The 13814-nt window shown below is 65.4% G+C and carries 13 protein-coding genes; 6 read left to right on the forward strand and 7 right to left on the reverse strand.

Features of this window, described 5'->3' with window-relative positions; all coding sequences use genetic code 11:
- Positions 1-3: 3 nt before the first annotated feature.
- Genes AC1DXM_RS29245 through AC1DXM_RS29255 form a run of 3 tightly spaced genes read right to left on the reverse strand, consistent with a single transcriptional unit; the run spans position 4 to position 2533 of the window.
- On the reverse strand, positions 4-1275 hold the full coding sequence (locus AC1DXM_RS29245; protein WP_477238630.1) for a CCA tRNA nucleotidyltransferase: 1272 nt from the start codon (positions 1273-1275) through the stop codon (positions 4-6).
- Complete coding sequence (locus AC1DXM_RS29250; protein WP_477238632.1) at positions 1272-1904, reverse strand: CoA pyrophosphatase; 633 nt, start codon at positions 1902-1904, stop codon at positions 1272-1274. The genes AC1DXM_RS29245 and AC1DXM_RS29250 overlap by 4 nt, the downstream gene beginning before the upstream one ends.
- The gene (locus AC1DXM_RS29255) at positions 1904-2533 is read right to left on the reverse strand and encodes a DUF1285 domain-containing protein (protein WP_477238776.1); all 630 of its coding nucleotides are present in this window, start codon (positions 2531-2533) and stop codon (positions 1904-1906) included. Before AC1DXM_RS29255 ends, AC1DXM_RS29250 begins: the two co-directional genes overlap by 1 nt.
- Positions 2534-2680: 147 nt before the next feature.
- Here AC1DXM_RS29255 and AC1DXM_RS29260 point away from each other — a divergent pair, with 147 nt between their 5' ends.
- Genes AC1DXM_RS29260 through AC1DXM_RS29275 form a run of 4 tightly spaced genes read left to right on the forward strand, consistent with a single transcriptional unit; the run spans position 2681 to position 9510 of the window.
- On the forward strand, positions 2681-3685 hold the full coding sequence (locus tag AC1DXM_RS29260; protein WP_477238634.1) for an AAA family ATPase: 1005 nt from the start codon (positions 2681-2683) through the stop codon (positions 3683-3685).
- The gene (locus tag AC1DXM_RS29265; protein ID WP_477238636.1) at positions 3685-4599 is read left to right on the forward strand and encodes a DUF58 domain-containing protein; all 915 of its coding nucleotides are present in this window, start codon (positions 3685-3687) and stop codon (positions 4597-4599) included. Before AC1DXM_RS29260 ends, AC1DXM_RS29265 begins: the two co-directional genes overlap by 1 nt.
- The gene (locus AC1DXM_RS29270) at positions 4596-7421 is read left to right on the forward strand and encodes a DUF4159 domain-containing protein (RefSeq protein WP_477238638.1); all 2826 of its coding nucleotides are present in this window, start codon (positions 4596-4598) and stop codon (positions 7419-7421) included. The genes AC1DXM_RS29265 and AC1DXM_RS29270 overlap by 4 nt, the downstream gene beginning before the upstream one ends.
- Position 7422: 1 nt before the next feature.
- Entirely contained in the window at positions 7423-9510 is a 2088-nt protein-coding gene (locus AC1DXM_RS29275) for a hypothetical protein (protein ID WP_477238640.1), read from the forward strand.
- 340 nt (positions 9511-9850) lie between these two features.
- On the opposite strand, the gene clpS is transcribed toward AC1DXM_RS29275, so the two are convergent.
- From clpS to AC1DXM_RS29295, 4 genes are all read right to left on the reverse strand, one after another.
- Positions 9851-10156, reverse strand: a complete 306-nt coding sequence (clpS, locus tag AC1DXM_RS29280) for an ATP-dependent Clp protease adapter ClpS (protein ID WP_477238642.1) — start codon at positions 10154-10156, stop codon at positions 9851-9853.
- A gap of 131 nt (positions 10157-10287) precedes the next feature.
- Positions 10288-10635: a hypothetical protein gene (locus tag AC1DXM_RS29285; RefSeq protein WP_477238644.1), complete on the reverse strand. Its 348-nt coding sequence runs from the start codon at positions 10633-10635 to the stop codon at positions 10288-10290.
- A 158-nt stretch (positions 10636-10793) separates the two neighbouring features.
- Entirely contained in the window at positions 10794-11021 is a 228-nt protein-coding gene (locus AC1DXM_RS29290) for a hypothetical protein (protein WP_477238646.1), read from the reverse strand.
- 39 nt (positions 11022-11060) lie between these two features.
- Positions 11061-11363, reverse strand: a complete 303-nt coding sequence (locus AC1DXM_RS29295) for a hypothetical protein (protein WP_477238648.1) — start codon at positions 11361-11363, stop codon at positions 11061-11063.
- 259 nt (positions 11364-11622) lie between these two features.
- On the opposite strand from AC1DXM_RS29295, the gene AC1DXM_RS29300 reads away from it, so the two are divergent.
- Both AC1DXM_RS29300 and AC1DXM_RS29305 read left to right on the forward strand, forming a co-directional pair.
- Positions 11623-12339: a response regulator gene (locus AC1DXM_RS29300; RefSeq protein ID WP_112561185.1), complete on the forward strand. Its 717-nt coding sequence runs from the start codon at positions 11623-11625 to the stop codon at positions 12337-12339.
- On the forward strand, positions 12336-13745 hold the full coding sequence (locus AC1DXM_RS29305) for an ATP-binding protein (RefSeq protein WP_477238650.1): 1410 nt from the start codon (positions 12336-12338) through the stop codon (positions 13743-13745). The genes AC1DXM_RS29300 and AC1DXM_RS29305 overlap by 4 nt, the downstream gene beginning before the upstream one ends.
- Positions 13746-13814 lie beyond the last annotated feature (69 nt).

Consider the following 13814-nt stretch of genomic DNA (forward strand, 5'->3'; position numbering starts at 1 on the left):
GGTTCAACTGGCCCTTAACGCCTCCGCGGCGCGCTCCAGCAGCGCGTCGCGATCGAGCGTAAAGCCGGAGCCGATCCATTCCTTTTCGAGGTTTTTCAGGATTGCGCCGAGTTTCGGTCCCGGCGACGCGCCAAGCGCGGTCAGATCGGCACCCTTGACCGGAAATACCGGCTTTTCCCATTTCAACGCAAAGGCCAGCAGGCGCGAAAAACCGCCGGCCTGGACAAGCGCGTCATTGTCCTCGACGGCGCGCGACCGCGCCGAGGCGAGCGACAGCCGAAAGCGATCGACAAAGCCCTGGCGATGGCCTGCATAAAGCAGCTTTGCCAGCTCCGCTTCACTCGTCTTCGGTTCGATGGCACCCGTCAGCGCCCAGTGTCGCAGGCGCTCCGCTTCATTGGTGGACAGTTTCAGCCGCTCCGCCAATACCGTCATCCGCGCCGCATCGGGCGGCACAATGGCCTCCAGCCTGAGCAGCGGATCCGGCGCCCAGCCCAGATCTTTCTCGCTCTTTGTCAGCCCGTGAATGGCATCGATGCCCCATTTCTCACTCTCCGGCAGGGCGCCGGTCAGCACACCGGCCTGGCGCATCCATAACAGCGCGCGCGATGGGTCCGGGGCCGACAGAAGCTTTTTCAGCTCGGACCAGATGCGCTCCGCCGAGAGTTTTTCGAGCCCGTCCTTGAGCCTGGCGCAGGCCTTCAACCCCTCGGCATCGGGCCGGCCGTCGCCATACCAGGCGAAGAAGCGGAAGAAGCGCAAGATGCGCAGATAATCCTCGCGGATGCGCTGCTCGGCATCGCCGATGAAGCGCAGCTTGCGAGCCTCGATATCGCCGATACCGCCGACCAGGTCGATGACCGTGCCGTCGGCCTCGGCATACAGTGCGTTGATGGTGAAATCGCGCCGTTCGGCATCGGCCTTCCAGTCGCGGCCGAACGTCACTTTGGCGCGGCGGCCGTCGGTCTCGATGTCTGCGCGCAGCGTGGTGATTTCATAGGGCGTGCCACCGGCGATCACCGTGATCGTGCCGTGTTCGATGCCGGTCGGCACCGCCTTGAAGCCCGCCGCTTCGGCGCGGCGGATGGTTTCCTCAGGCAGGCAGGTCGTGGCGATATCGATGTCTGCCACCAGCTGACCGATCAGCGCATTGCGCACCGCGCCGCCGGCGATACGGGCTTCTTCACCGCCTTTCGCCAGCACGGCAAGCAGCCGCTGCAGATGTTTTTCACCGAGCCATTCAGCCTTGCCCGCCAGCGATATCGGATCACTCAAGCATAGAGCCTTTCATAGAGCGTGCGGATGATGCCGGCGGTGACGCCCCAGATGCGCTGGCCGCCATAGGGCATCTCGTAGAAGAACCATTCGAGGTCGTTCCACATGCGGCTGTCCCTGGTGTGGTTGGCCGGATCCATCAGGAACGAGAGCGGCACTTCAAAGGCGGCATCGACCTCATCGGCATTGAGCGAAAGCGCAAAACCAGGTCGCACGATCGCCAGCACCGGGGCGATGCGATAGCCGCTGCCAGCGACATAATCGGGCATGCGGCCGATGATCTCGATGCGGTCGTGGCCAAGCCCGATCTCCTCGAAGGTCTCGCGCAGCGCCGCTGATTCCGGCGTCGGATCGGTCGGATCGATGGTTCCGCCGGGGAAAGCCACTTGCCCGGAATGGCTGCGCAGCTTTTCCGCCCGCTTGGTCAAGAGCACGGTCGCATCGCGTCCGTGGTCGACGACAGGGATCAGCACCGCGGCATCGCGCAGCGCTTTCAGCTGCGTCAGCCGGGGATGGCCGGGGTTGAAGCGATGGTCGCCATAGTCGTCGCCGGCATGGGCTTCAGCTTGCGCCGCGACACGCGCCCGAAAATCCGCTGTGGAAAACGCTACTGGCGTCACCTGGTCCATCACATGCCGAGCCGCTTCAGTTTTTCCGCCGGCATGATCGGATAGACCTCGCCCTTCGAGCGCACGGCAAACATTATCCTGCCGCCGATGTCGATTTCCTCGCCATGCTCGACCAGTTCGTACATCACCGGCCGCGTCACCAGCGCCTCCAGCCGCCCACGCACCAGCACATAGGGTTTCAGCCCGCCGGTCTCGTCCTCGTCGACGAAGCGCAGGGGATGGCCGGGCCCGGCCTCGACGACATCGCCGACATTGGTGCGGAAGGTAATGGTCTGCCCGGCGCCGGCGCCGGAAACGTTCATTTCGACGGCAATGAACGGCGCATCGACGACGCGGATGCCGACCCGTTCCACCGGCGTCACCAGATAGGTCCTGCCATCCTCGTCCTTGCGCAGCACGGTGGAAAACAGCTGCACCAGCGGCATGCGGCCGATCGGCGTGCCCAGATAAAACCAGGTGCCATCCTGTTTGATCTCCATGTCGAGATCGCCGCAAAAGTCCGGATTCCAGCGCTCTACCGGTGCCGCGCCCTTGCCGGCGCGGGTGGCGCGCGAGATCAGCGCCTCGAGGCCCCGCGCCTCTGTGGCACCGGTAAGGCTTTGTTCGCGATGTTCGGAGCGTTCCGTCATGGTCACGAAATAGTCACTGTTGTTCCGCTTGTCAGCCTAAGTCTGTGATTTAAGTTGAAATGCAGGCGCCAGGCGAGGCCGAATCGCGGCACTCTGCGGCACTGCTACAGTGCAAGCCGGTACTTCCAGCACAAGGATCGATGCGGCATGAGCGTTATGGTCAAGGAAAGCCCGATCAGTGAAAAGGACATGATCGCCCAGGCGGAGGCGGCGCTGGCCGATATTTCGAGGGTCCGCGACGGCGTCGGCCGCGTCATCTTCGGCCAGGAAGCGGTGGTCGAACGCACGCTGGTGGCGCTGCTTGCCGGCGGCCATGCGCTGCTGGTCGGCGTTCCAGGCCTTGCCAAGACCAAGCTGGTCGAAACGCTCGGCGTCGTGCTCGGCCTCGATTCGCGCCGCATCCAGTTCACCCCCGACCTGATGCCGTCGGACATTCTCGGCTCCGAAGTGATGGAGCAGGACGAGGCCGGCAAGCGCTCCTTCCGCTTCATCTCCGGGCCGATCTTCGCGCAATTGCTGATGGCCGACGAAATCAACCGCGCCTCGCCGCGCACCCAGTCGGCACTGCTGCAGGCGATGCAGGAATACCACGTCACCATCGCCGGCGTCCGACACGACCTGCCGGCGCCCTTCCATGTGCTGGCGACGCAGAACCCGCTGGAGCAGGAAGGCACCTATCCGCTGCCCGAGGCGCAGCTCGACCGCTTCCTGATGCAGGTCGACATCCTCTACCCCGAAATCGAGGCCGAGCGCCGCATCCTCTTGGAAACCACCGGCATCGAGGATGCAAAGGCGCAGAACGTCCTGCAGCCTGTGCGGTTGAAGGAAATCCAGACGCTGATCCGCCGTATGCCGGTGCCGGAAAGCGTCGTCGACGCCATCCTCAAGCTGGTGCGTTCGGCGCGCCCCGGCCAGGGCAATGCCGAGACCGACAAGCACGTCGCCTGGGGTCCTGGCCCGCGCGCCAGCCAGGCGCTGACGCTCTGCGCCCGCGCTCGCGCGCTTTATGACGGAAGGCTGGCGCCGTCGGTCGACGACATCCGTGCACTGGCTGAGCCTGTCCTGCAGCATCGCATGGCGCTGACCTTTGCCGCCCGCGCCGAGGGCACGACCGTGCGTGACGTGGTGGCGAAACTGGCCAAAGGCATCTGATGGCGCGTATCGGCGAAGTCCAGACACCGGCAGCGACGCGCGACGCGCTCGCCAGGGGCCGGTTGCGGGCTTCGCTGGTGCCGGACCTGCTGGTGGAAGCGCGCCGCATCGTCAACACCGTGATTGCCGGCTGGCATGGCCGCCGCAAGCGCGGAATCGGCGAGAATTTCTGGCAGTTCCGCCCCTATGTCGAAGGCGATTCCTCGCGCATCGACTGGCGCCGTTCGGCCCGCGACGATCATACCTATGTGCGCGACCGCGAATGGGAGGCCGCGCATACAGTATGGCTGTGGGCCGACCCCTCGCCTTCGATGCTCTACAAATCGACCGGCGCCAGCGTGTCCAAGGAATCGCGCGCGCTGGTGCTGGCGCTGGCCATGGCCGAACTGTTGTCGCGCAGCGGCGAGCGCATCGCCTGGCCCGGTCTGACCGATCCTTTCACCGCCCGCAACGGCGCCGAGCGCATCGCAGCGCAGTTGATGCACGCCGCCGATCCGCCGGCAAAGCCTGACCTGTCCAACATCCGCCGCTTCTGCGACATCGTCATCGTCAGCGATTTCCTCGATCCGGTCGAGGAGACCATGGCCTGGCTCGACGTGCTGGCCCGCCATGGCGTGCGTGCGCATCTGATCGAGGTCGCCGATCCGGCCGAGGAGACCTTCCCTTACGCCGGCCGCACCGAATTCACCGATCCCGAGACCGGCGACAAGCTGACCGCCGGTCGCGCGGAAATGCTCGGCGATGAATATCGCCTGCTCTACACCGCCCGCCGCCAGGAGCTGGCCGGCTGGTGCAAGCGCCTCGGCTGGAGCTACACGGTCAACCACACCGATCGCCTCGCCTCCGAGGCACTGGTGCGCATCCATATGGCGATGACCGCCGATGGCGCGTTCGCCGGAAGGGCCAGCGCATGAGCTGGCTGCCGCTCTCCTTTGGTGCTCCCATGGTGTTGTGGGGCTTGCTGGCGCTGCCGGTGATCTGGTGGCTGCTCAGGCTGACGCCGCCCAAGCCGCAGACCGAGGTGTTCCCGCCGCTGAAGATCCTGGCACGCGTGCTGAAGCGCGAGGAGACGCCGCAGCAGAGCCCGTGGTGGCTGACGCTGCTTCGGCTGCTGATGGCAGCCCTTGTCGTCGCCGCACTGGCCGAACCCGTCTTCAACCCGCGCGAAAAACTGCCGGCTGAGGGCGCTGCCCTGGCACTGGTCATCGACAATGACTGGGCAAGTGCCGCCGACTGGGGCAAGCGCGTCGCCACCGCGCAGCGGCTGATCGCCGACGCCGGCTCGAACGGCGTGCCCGTCGTCATCGCCTTCACAGCGGAAAAACCGAATGCCGAGATCGGCCCCTTCGACGCCGCAACCGCTCTCGACCGGCTGCGCGCGGCAAAACCGCGGCCGATCCCGACCGACCGTCCTGCCGTCTATGCCCGTGTTGCCGGCGTGCTGGAGACCTTGCCCGGCGCCAGCGTTGCGGTTCTGGCCGACGGCCTTGCCGCAAAAGGCGACGAGGCCGCCTTCAACACGCTGCTGTCGAAAAATGCCGCCCGTGTTGTCTGGGCCAGTTCCGACCGGCTGGCGCTGACCGGCCTCACCGGCGCCGAGAACCAGGTCGACGGCTTCGCACTGACCGCCATTCGCGCGCCCGGCGATCCAGCGCCGGCGCAGGTCACCGCCGGCGCCTTTGATGACAAGGGCCGGCGCATCGCCGATGCGACGCTGACTTTCGCACCCGGCGAGACCACCGCCACCGGCACGATGGCGGTGCCGTTCGAGTTGCGCAACGACTTCGCCTCGATCGCCCTTGATGGCGAGCGCCAGGCAGGTGCGGTGCGCGTGCTCGATGAAAGTTCGAAGCGCCGCCGCGTCGGATTGTTGTCGCAGGCCGAGGCCGACCAGGCGCAGCCGCTTCTGTCGCCGCTCTACTACATCAGGCGCGCGCTGCAGCCCTTCGCCGATCTGGTCGAACCGTCGAGCGCCGACCTTGCCGATGCCATCCCGCAGCTCCTCGACCAGAAGCCGGCGATGATCGTCATGGCCGATATCGGCACCATTCCGCCACAGGTCCATCAGCGGCTGGTCGACTGGGTCGACAATGGCGGCACGTTGGTGCGCTTCGCCGGGTCGCGGCTGGCCGCCGCAGGTAATGACGACGATCTTCTGCCGGTCAGGCTGCGCACCGGCGAACGCTCGCTCGGCGGCTCCCTGTCATGGACGACGCCGCAGCCGGTGACCGAATTCCCGAAGAACGGCCCCTTTGCCGACCTCGCGCCGCCGGCCGAAGTCACGGTGAGCCGGCAGGTCCTGGCCGAGCCGACACCCGATATCGTCGAGCGCACCTGGGCAACGCTGGCCGACGGCACACCGCTGGTGACCGGGCTGAAAAAGGGCAAGGGCACGCGCGTCCTGTTCCATGTCACCCCGGAAGCGACATGGTCGACCCTGCCGATCTCCGGAAGCTTCGTCGAAATGCTGCGGCGTATCGTGCAGCTGTCGCGCAACCAGGGCGCCGCGGTCGCCAACGCCGAAGCCGCCGCCACCTCGCTGGCTCCTTATCGCATGATCGCGGCCGACGGCACGCTGGTGCCGCCGACGCCGGACGCGCGGCCGCTGGTACCCGTCGCCGGCCCGCTGCCGGTGACGTTTGAGAACCCGCCCGGCCTCTATGGCTCCGAAACCGGCGTCTTCGCCCACAATCTGCTCGATCCGGCCACTGTCTTCGCGCCGCTGGTGCGGCCGCAATTCACGGTACCGGTGACCAATATCCAGTATGCTTTCGATGAATCGCGCGACCTCAAGGGTCCGCTGGTGACCGCAGCACTTGTGCTGATGCTGCTCGACACGTTGGCGGTGTTTTGGATGGGCGGGCTGTTGTCACGCCGGCCGCGCCGCGCCCGCACGGCTGCGGCGACGACGGCTGCGCTGCTGCTCGGCTTCGGCATGCTGTTTGGCCATGCCGACCTCGCCCGCGCCGACGATGCCAAACCGGGCGACGCCGCTGCCATCGAGGACATTGCCAAGACCCGCATCGCCTATGTGTTGACCGGCGTGCCGGGTGACGATTCGATCAGCCGCGCCGGGCTCGAAGGCCTGACCCGCTTCCTGATCGAAAAGACCGCGCTTGAGCCGGGCGCGCCGGCGGGCGTCGACATTTCGAAGGACGAACTGTCCTTCTATCCGCTGATCTATTGGCCGATCGACCCCTCCGCCCCGATGCCGAGCGAGGCCGCGATCGCCCGCATCGACGCCTATATGCAGCAGGGTGGCACGGTGCTGTTCGACACCCGCGACCAGTTTGCCAACGGCATCGGCGCGGATTCGGCGAGCCCGGCGACGGAGCGGCTGCGCGACATCCTCGGCAATCTCAACGTGCCGCCGCTCGAGCCGGTGCCTGCTGACCATGTGCTGACCAAATCCTTCTTCATCCTGCCCGAATTTCCAGGCCGCTTCGCCGGCAGCCCGCTCTGGGTCGAAGCCTCGCTCGATGCCAGCAACGCCGAGAACCGGCCCGTGCGCGTCGGCGACGGCGTCTCGCCGATCCTGATCACCGCCAATGATTTTGCCGGCGCCTGGGCGGTCGACGAGAATGGCGACCCGCTTTTGCCGACCGTGCCGTCTGATCCGATGCAGCGCATCTATGCGCTGCGCGCCGGCGTCAACATCATGATGTACATGCTGACCGGCAACTACAAATCCGACCAGGTGCACGTGCCCATCCTGCTCGAACGGCTGGGGCAGTGAGATGAACTGGTCGATCTCCTTCGAACCGCTGCTGTCCTGGCCGTTGCTGGCTTTGGTGCTGGTGCCCTTGCTGTTGCTGGCGGCAGTCGGCCTGTGGTTTCGCCAGCGCGGCGCGATCTTCCGTTTCGCAGCGCTGATTGCGCTCGGCGCCGCCTTGCTCAACCCGGTCTTCCTCGACGAGGAGCGCGAGGCGTTGAAAAGCGTCGTTGCCGTCATCGTCGACCGCAGCCAGAGCCAGGACATAGGCGACCGGACCAAACAGACAGACGAAGCGCTGGCAGGGTTGCAGCAGCGCCTTGCCCGCTTCAAGCAGTTCGACGTGCGCGTCGTCGAGGCCGGCAAGTCCGAAGCCGCCGAAGAGCGCACCGAAACCAAGCTTTTCGCAGCCCTCGAAGGCGCTTTCCGCGACGTGCCGCCATCGCGCATCGGCGGCGCCATCATGATCACCGATGGCGAGGTGCATGACGCGCCGCCGGCCGCCCCCGACTTCAACGCCCCGCTGCATGCGCTGATCACCGGCAATGAGCACGAAAAGGACCGCCGCATCCGCTTCGAGAACGCGCCGCGCTTCGGTCTCGTCGGTAAGCCGCTCGACATGACCTACCGCGTCATCGCCACCGATGGCGAAACCGGCCCGGTCGATGTCCGCGTCTCGGTCAATGGCGAGCAGGTCGCGGTCGAAGAGGCCACCATTGGCCAGCCCATGCCGCTGCAGGTGACCATTCCGGGCGCCGGCCGCAACATTGTCGAACTCTCCATCGACCGCGAGCCGGGCGAACTGACCGACGCCAACAACCGCGCCATCGCGCTGATCGACGGCATCCGCGAAAACCTGCGCGTGCTGCTGGTCTCCGGCGAGCCGCATGCCGGCGAGCGCACCTGGCGCAACCTGTTGAAATCCGACGCTTCGGTCGATCTCGTTCACTTCACCATTTTACGGCCGCCGGAAAAGCAGGACGGCACGCCGATCAACGAATTGTCGCTGATCGCCTTCCCCACCCGCGAGCTGTTCGTCGAGAAGATCAAGGATTTCGATCTCATCATCTTCGACCGCTACCAGCACCGCGACGTGCTGCCGATCCTCTATTACGACTACATCTCCGAATATGTCGAAAAGGGTGGCGCACTGTTGATCGCAGCCGGGCCGGAATATGCCGGCGACGCCTCGATTGCCCGCACACCGCTGATGTCGTCGCTGCCGGCGATGCCGACCGGCGAAGTCATCGACAAGGCCTTCTATCCGCGCCTCACCGATCTCGGCCAGCGCCATCCGGTGACGCGCGGCCTCGACGGTTCGGCGAGCGAGCCGCCGCACTGGAGCCGCTGGTTCCGCACCATCGGCGTGCAGAATCCCGAAGGCGAAGTGGTGATGAAAGGCGCCGACAACCGTCCCCTGCTTTTGCTCGACCACAAGGGCGAAGGCCGCGTCGGCATGCTCCTGTCCGATCAGGGCTGGCTGTGGGCGCGCGGCTTCGAGGGCGGCGGCCCGCATGTCCAGCTCTACCGTCGCATCGCCCACTGGCTGATGAAGGAGCCCGAGCTCGAGGAAGAGCGCCTGACCGCCGACGGCCGCGGCATGGTGCTGGAAATCCGCCGCCAGACGATGAGCGACGACCCCGGCCCGGCCCAGGTGATCACCCCGTCGGGCAAGGCGCTGATCGTTAAGCTCGAGAAATCCGAGCCCGGCGTGTTCCTCGGCAGCATCGAGACCAAGGAGATCGGCCTCTACCAGATCGGCAATGGCGACCTGACGGCACTTGCCCATGTCGGCCCGGTCAACGCGCCGGAATTCTCCGACGTTATCTCCACCGAGAACCGGCTGAAGGCGCCGGCCGAAGCCACCGGCGGCAGCGTGCGCCGGCTGGCCGCGTCGTCGACCCTTGGCCAGCTCACCGGTAGTGTCGCCCTGCCCTCCATCGTTCCGGTCCGCGCCTCGGGCGCGGCCTCGGGTGCCGACTGGATCGGCCTGCGCACCACCGACGACAGCGTGCTCAAAGCCGTCTCGCGCGTGCCCCTGTTCGGCGGCTTCCTCGGCCTCGGCCTGCTGCTGCTGGCCATGGGCGCCATGTGGTACAGAGAGGGACGGTAGCGGCGCTCCATTCCTTCTCCCCCGTTCACGGGGAGAAGGTGCCCGGAGGGCGGATGAGGGGGTGAGAAGCGGTCCGCGCAGCGGACGAAAAGCCAACTGCTTGGCTTTTCGAGGTTCGAACGCCCTGAGCCTGCGAAGGGCCGCCGCCCACACCGCCACGAACCGATGTTCTGCCCTCCGCTTCAAATGCTTAAACACAAACCAGCCGTCGCGCCATGGCTGTCGGCGCTCCACGGCAAACGGTGCCTGCCGGGGCCCCGTTGCCTTCGGCAACTCCCAGCGTTCGCGGCCTTTCATCGTGCCACTGGCACGATGAATTCGCCTGCGGCGAACCAGCCGCTCACTCCTCCGGCTCTGTCGTAAACAGCAGCGGATAGCCCTTGGCCTTGCCGGCATCGGTGGCCCGCGTTGCTTTGGTCTCGGCGACATCCCTGGTGAACACGGCGACGACGCAGACGCCGCGCTGGTGGGCGGTGATCATCACCCGGCGCGCCTGCTCTTCGCTGAGCTTGAACTCGCCCTTCAACACCGTCACCACGAATTCGCGCGGCGTGAAATCGTCATTGACGAGGATGACCTTGTAGAGTTTCGGCCGCTCGGTCTGCGGCTTGGTCTTGGTGCGGGGTTTGGAGACAATCTCAGGCATCGGAAACCGGCATTGCGCGAGGGTCGCTCTCACTTTGTCATGGGGGAAAGCGGTCGTCCATTTGATTGGCGCGCGAAACCGGCTTCCCGGGAGTGCTGCCGTTCACAAATTTAGGAACTGTCTGCCGCGGTTCAACGGCCCTGGCGGTCGATGATGCGACGCGCCTGGAATTGCCGTGTGGCAGATGCCTCATCCGGCCTGGATCCGGCCGCCTTGCGCTCCATCCAGGCGACAGCAAGCCAGCCGACAAAGCAGGCCAGCGCGCCGCCGGTGAGCACAGCAAGCAGCAGGCTCTGCCATGGCGTTATGTATTGCCAGTTGCTGGAGATCGCCGGCGCGAACAGCGACGGCTCGGTGCGCCCGCTCACCGGATCGGGCACCGGGCTCGCGGTAAACTGGATCAGCACCCTGACCACAGCCGAGGCCACAAGGCCGCCAATGGCCATCGAGCGCAGAATGTATGAAAGCCGCTTCTTCATGCTGGCTGTCCTACCGGACCGGCATTGCAAACGGGTTAAAGTCCTGGGTGGCCGGCACCCATCAATGGATAATCATATCAGCTCATGCGACAAGGCCGCTCCAGCCGGGGGGTGCTGGAGCGGCCTTGTTACAGACAACCCTACAGGGTTGGTCTGGATCAGGCCTTCGGAGCGTCCTTCTTGACGACCTTCTTGGCCTTCTTGTGCTTCTTGACGGGCTTCTTGGCGACGACCTTCTTCACCGGGGGCTTGGCGGTCGTGGTCGCCGGAGCGGTCGTCGAAGCAGCCGGAGCAGCGGTCGTGGTGGCAGCGGCATTGCCCAGAGCCGGCATCGCGAAAGCGAGAGAGACGGCGAGACCGGTGGCGGAGAGGATGGACTTTTTCATGGCTTCATTTCCTTTTTTTTGTGCGGGTCGGTTTGAGTGTCACTGAACCGGGTCGATCGGTGTCACTCCAAGCAGCTTCAAAGCGTTCGCGAGCATCCGGATACCCTGTGCCTGTTTCTTGTTGGCGCAGAACCGGTTTCCCTTTCTTTGCAGTGCTTTCGCCGCGGTGACCTGCGTTGCCGCGGCATGGGTTTCGAGGGCTTCGTCTACCTGGCGATTGAGATCGATGCAGCGCTCGCTCCTTGTGATCGGCGTCACCTTTGCGCTGGAGGCTGCGACCGCGGCCGTGAGGAGCGAAATGCTGAGCAGCGCACCCATCAAGCTGATCGTGAACCTGTGCATTGGTAATGTCCGTTACTCCGGAGACTAGCGTCGCAGCCGATGACCTGACCGCCACGGCACCCTTTATGCCCTTGATTTTTTTCGGAAGTTTTTCCGAACTATAGAATTTTGTTTCTGGATTGTTTCTGGCAACAGCCGCTGCCGGGCGATCATCGCCGCTGGCCAACATGTGGCCAGAATTCTATCGTGTGGGTGACGTCGCCAAAGCAGACTCAAGCGGCGGCCACCCGACTGGCCCGCCAACAATGACAGGATCGCCGTGAAATCCGATGCGCACATTCTGATCGTCGACGACGACAAGGGCATTCGCGACCTGCTTCAGGAATTCTTCCAGAAGCGCGGCCTGCGCACCACGGTTGCCGCCGACGGCATCGAAATGGAAGACATACTGCGCCGCACGCAGGTCGACCTGATCGTTCTCGATGTGATGCTGCCGGGAAAGAGCGGGCTGGAGCTTTGCCGCGACCTGCGCGCCAGCTATTCGACACCGATCATCATGCTGACCGCGGTCACCGAGACCACCGACCGCGTCGTCGGCCTCGAAATGGGCGCCGACGATTATGTGCCCAAACCCTTCGATCCGCGCGAGCTTCTGGCCCGCATCCGCGCCGTGCTGAGGCGCAATGGCGCTGCCGAGCCGAAGCGCGCCAGCACCAAGCAAATCTACCATTTCGCCGGCTGGACGATGGACTGTTCGCGCCGTCGGCTGATGGCGCCGGGCGACGTCAGGGTCGAGCTGACCATGGCGGAGTTCAACCTGCTGCAGACCTTCGTCAAGAGCGCACAGCGCGTGCTCACCCGAGACCAGCTCATCGAGCTTTCCGGCGGCGACAGCGACTATTCCTTCGACCGCAGCATCGACATTCTGGTCAGCCGCCTCCGGCGCAAGATGGAAGACGACCCCAAGACGCCGAAACTGATCCTGACGGTGCGCAGCGGCGGCTACCAGTTCCTGCCCGAGACCACCTCCGAATGAGACGCCTGCTGCCGCAAACCCTGCCGGTCTGGGTTTTGCTCATCGTCATTGCCGGCCTGCTGATCAGCCAGGTCGCGACGCTCTACATCGTCTCGCGCGACCGTGCCGTCGCCAATGACGAGGTCGATCTCTATCGGCTCAACGACCGCGCCTATTCGCTGGTGCAGCTGATGCATGACGACACCCCCGAGCAGCGCAAGCTGACGGCGTCCGGCTTGTTCAACGCCACCTATGCGCTGACCGTTTCGGACACGCCCGCGGTCACCTCGTCGATCGCCGGCGACGACGAACTGGCCGAGCTCGAGGACATACTGGTCGGACGGCTGTCGAAATTCGGCATCACCGACGCACGCGTCCGGCGCGATCCGGCATCGCAGGCAGCCAATACACCTGGCGGCGTTGTGCTCACCAAGGATGTCGGTGCGGTGGAGCGCGACCTCCTGGGACTGGCGGCGAGCTTCGCCCAGAGCGACAAGCTGACGGCATCGGTCCGCTTCGCCGACGGCCAATGGCTGAACTTCACCGAGCCCAACACGCCGGTGGGACCGATCCTCAGCTTCGAGAGCCTGCCGCTCTATTCGCTGATCGCGGCCCTGGTGGTGATTATGTCGATCTGGTCGTTGCGCCGGCTGACGGCGCCCTACCGGATGATGGAAACGGCAGTCAACCGGATCGGCACGGATCTGAAGAGCCCGCCGATCGCCGAGACCGGCAGCCGCGAGATCCGCGCCGCGGCGAAGGCGGTCAACGCCATGCAGGTCCGGCTGCGCGACTATGTCGAGGACCGCGAACATTTGGCCGCTGCGCTCGCACACGATCTGCGCACGCCGCTGACCCGCATGCGGCTGCGCCTTGAACTCTTACGCAAATCGACGGCGCGCGAGGCGCTGGCCCACGACCTCGCCGATATCGAGAGCATCGCCAGCTCCGTCATCGACTTCGCCACGTTCGAAGTCACCGAGGAAAGGAGCGAGCGGATCGATTTCTGGTCGCTGGTGGAATCGATCGCCGACGGCTTCGAGCACGTCTCCTTCGACCATGATGGCGCCAGGCCGCGAGGCATGATCTGCATGGCGCGGCCGGTGGCGTTGAAGCGCTGCGTCAACAATCTGGTCCAGAATGCCGTGACCTACGGCAAGAAGGCCCATCTCAGCCTGCGCCAGTCGGACGGCACGATCACGCTGGTCATCCGCGACGAGGGACCGGGCATACCTCAGGCGCAACTCGACCAGGTGTTCGGTTCCTTCGTGCGGCTGGAGCAGTCGCGCAACCGCCAGACCGGCGGCCTTGGCCTCGGCCTGACCATCGCCCGCAACATCGCGCGCGCCGCCGGCGGCGAGGTCCATCTGTCCAACCATCCCGGCGGCGGCCTGCTGACGGAACTCAGCCTGCCGCTGGCAGCATAAGGCAGCAGGCTACCGTCTCGATGAGCGCCGGGCTGGATCGGGCCGCCCTACCTTGCAATAGTGCTGCCG

It is taken from the genome of Mesorhizobium sp. P3_A2 (assembly GCF_056403115.1).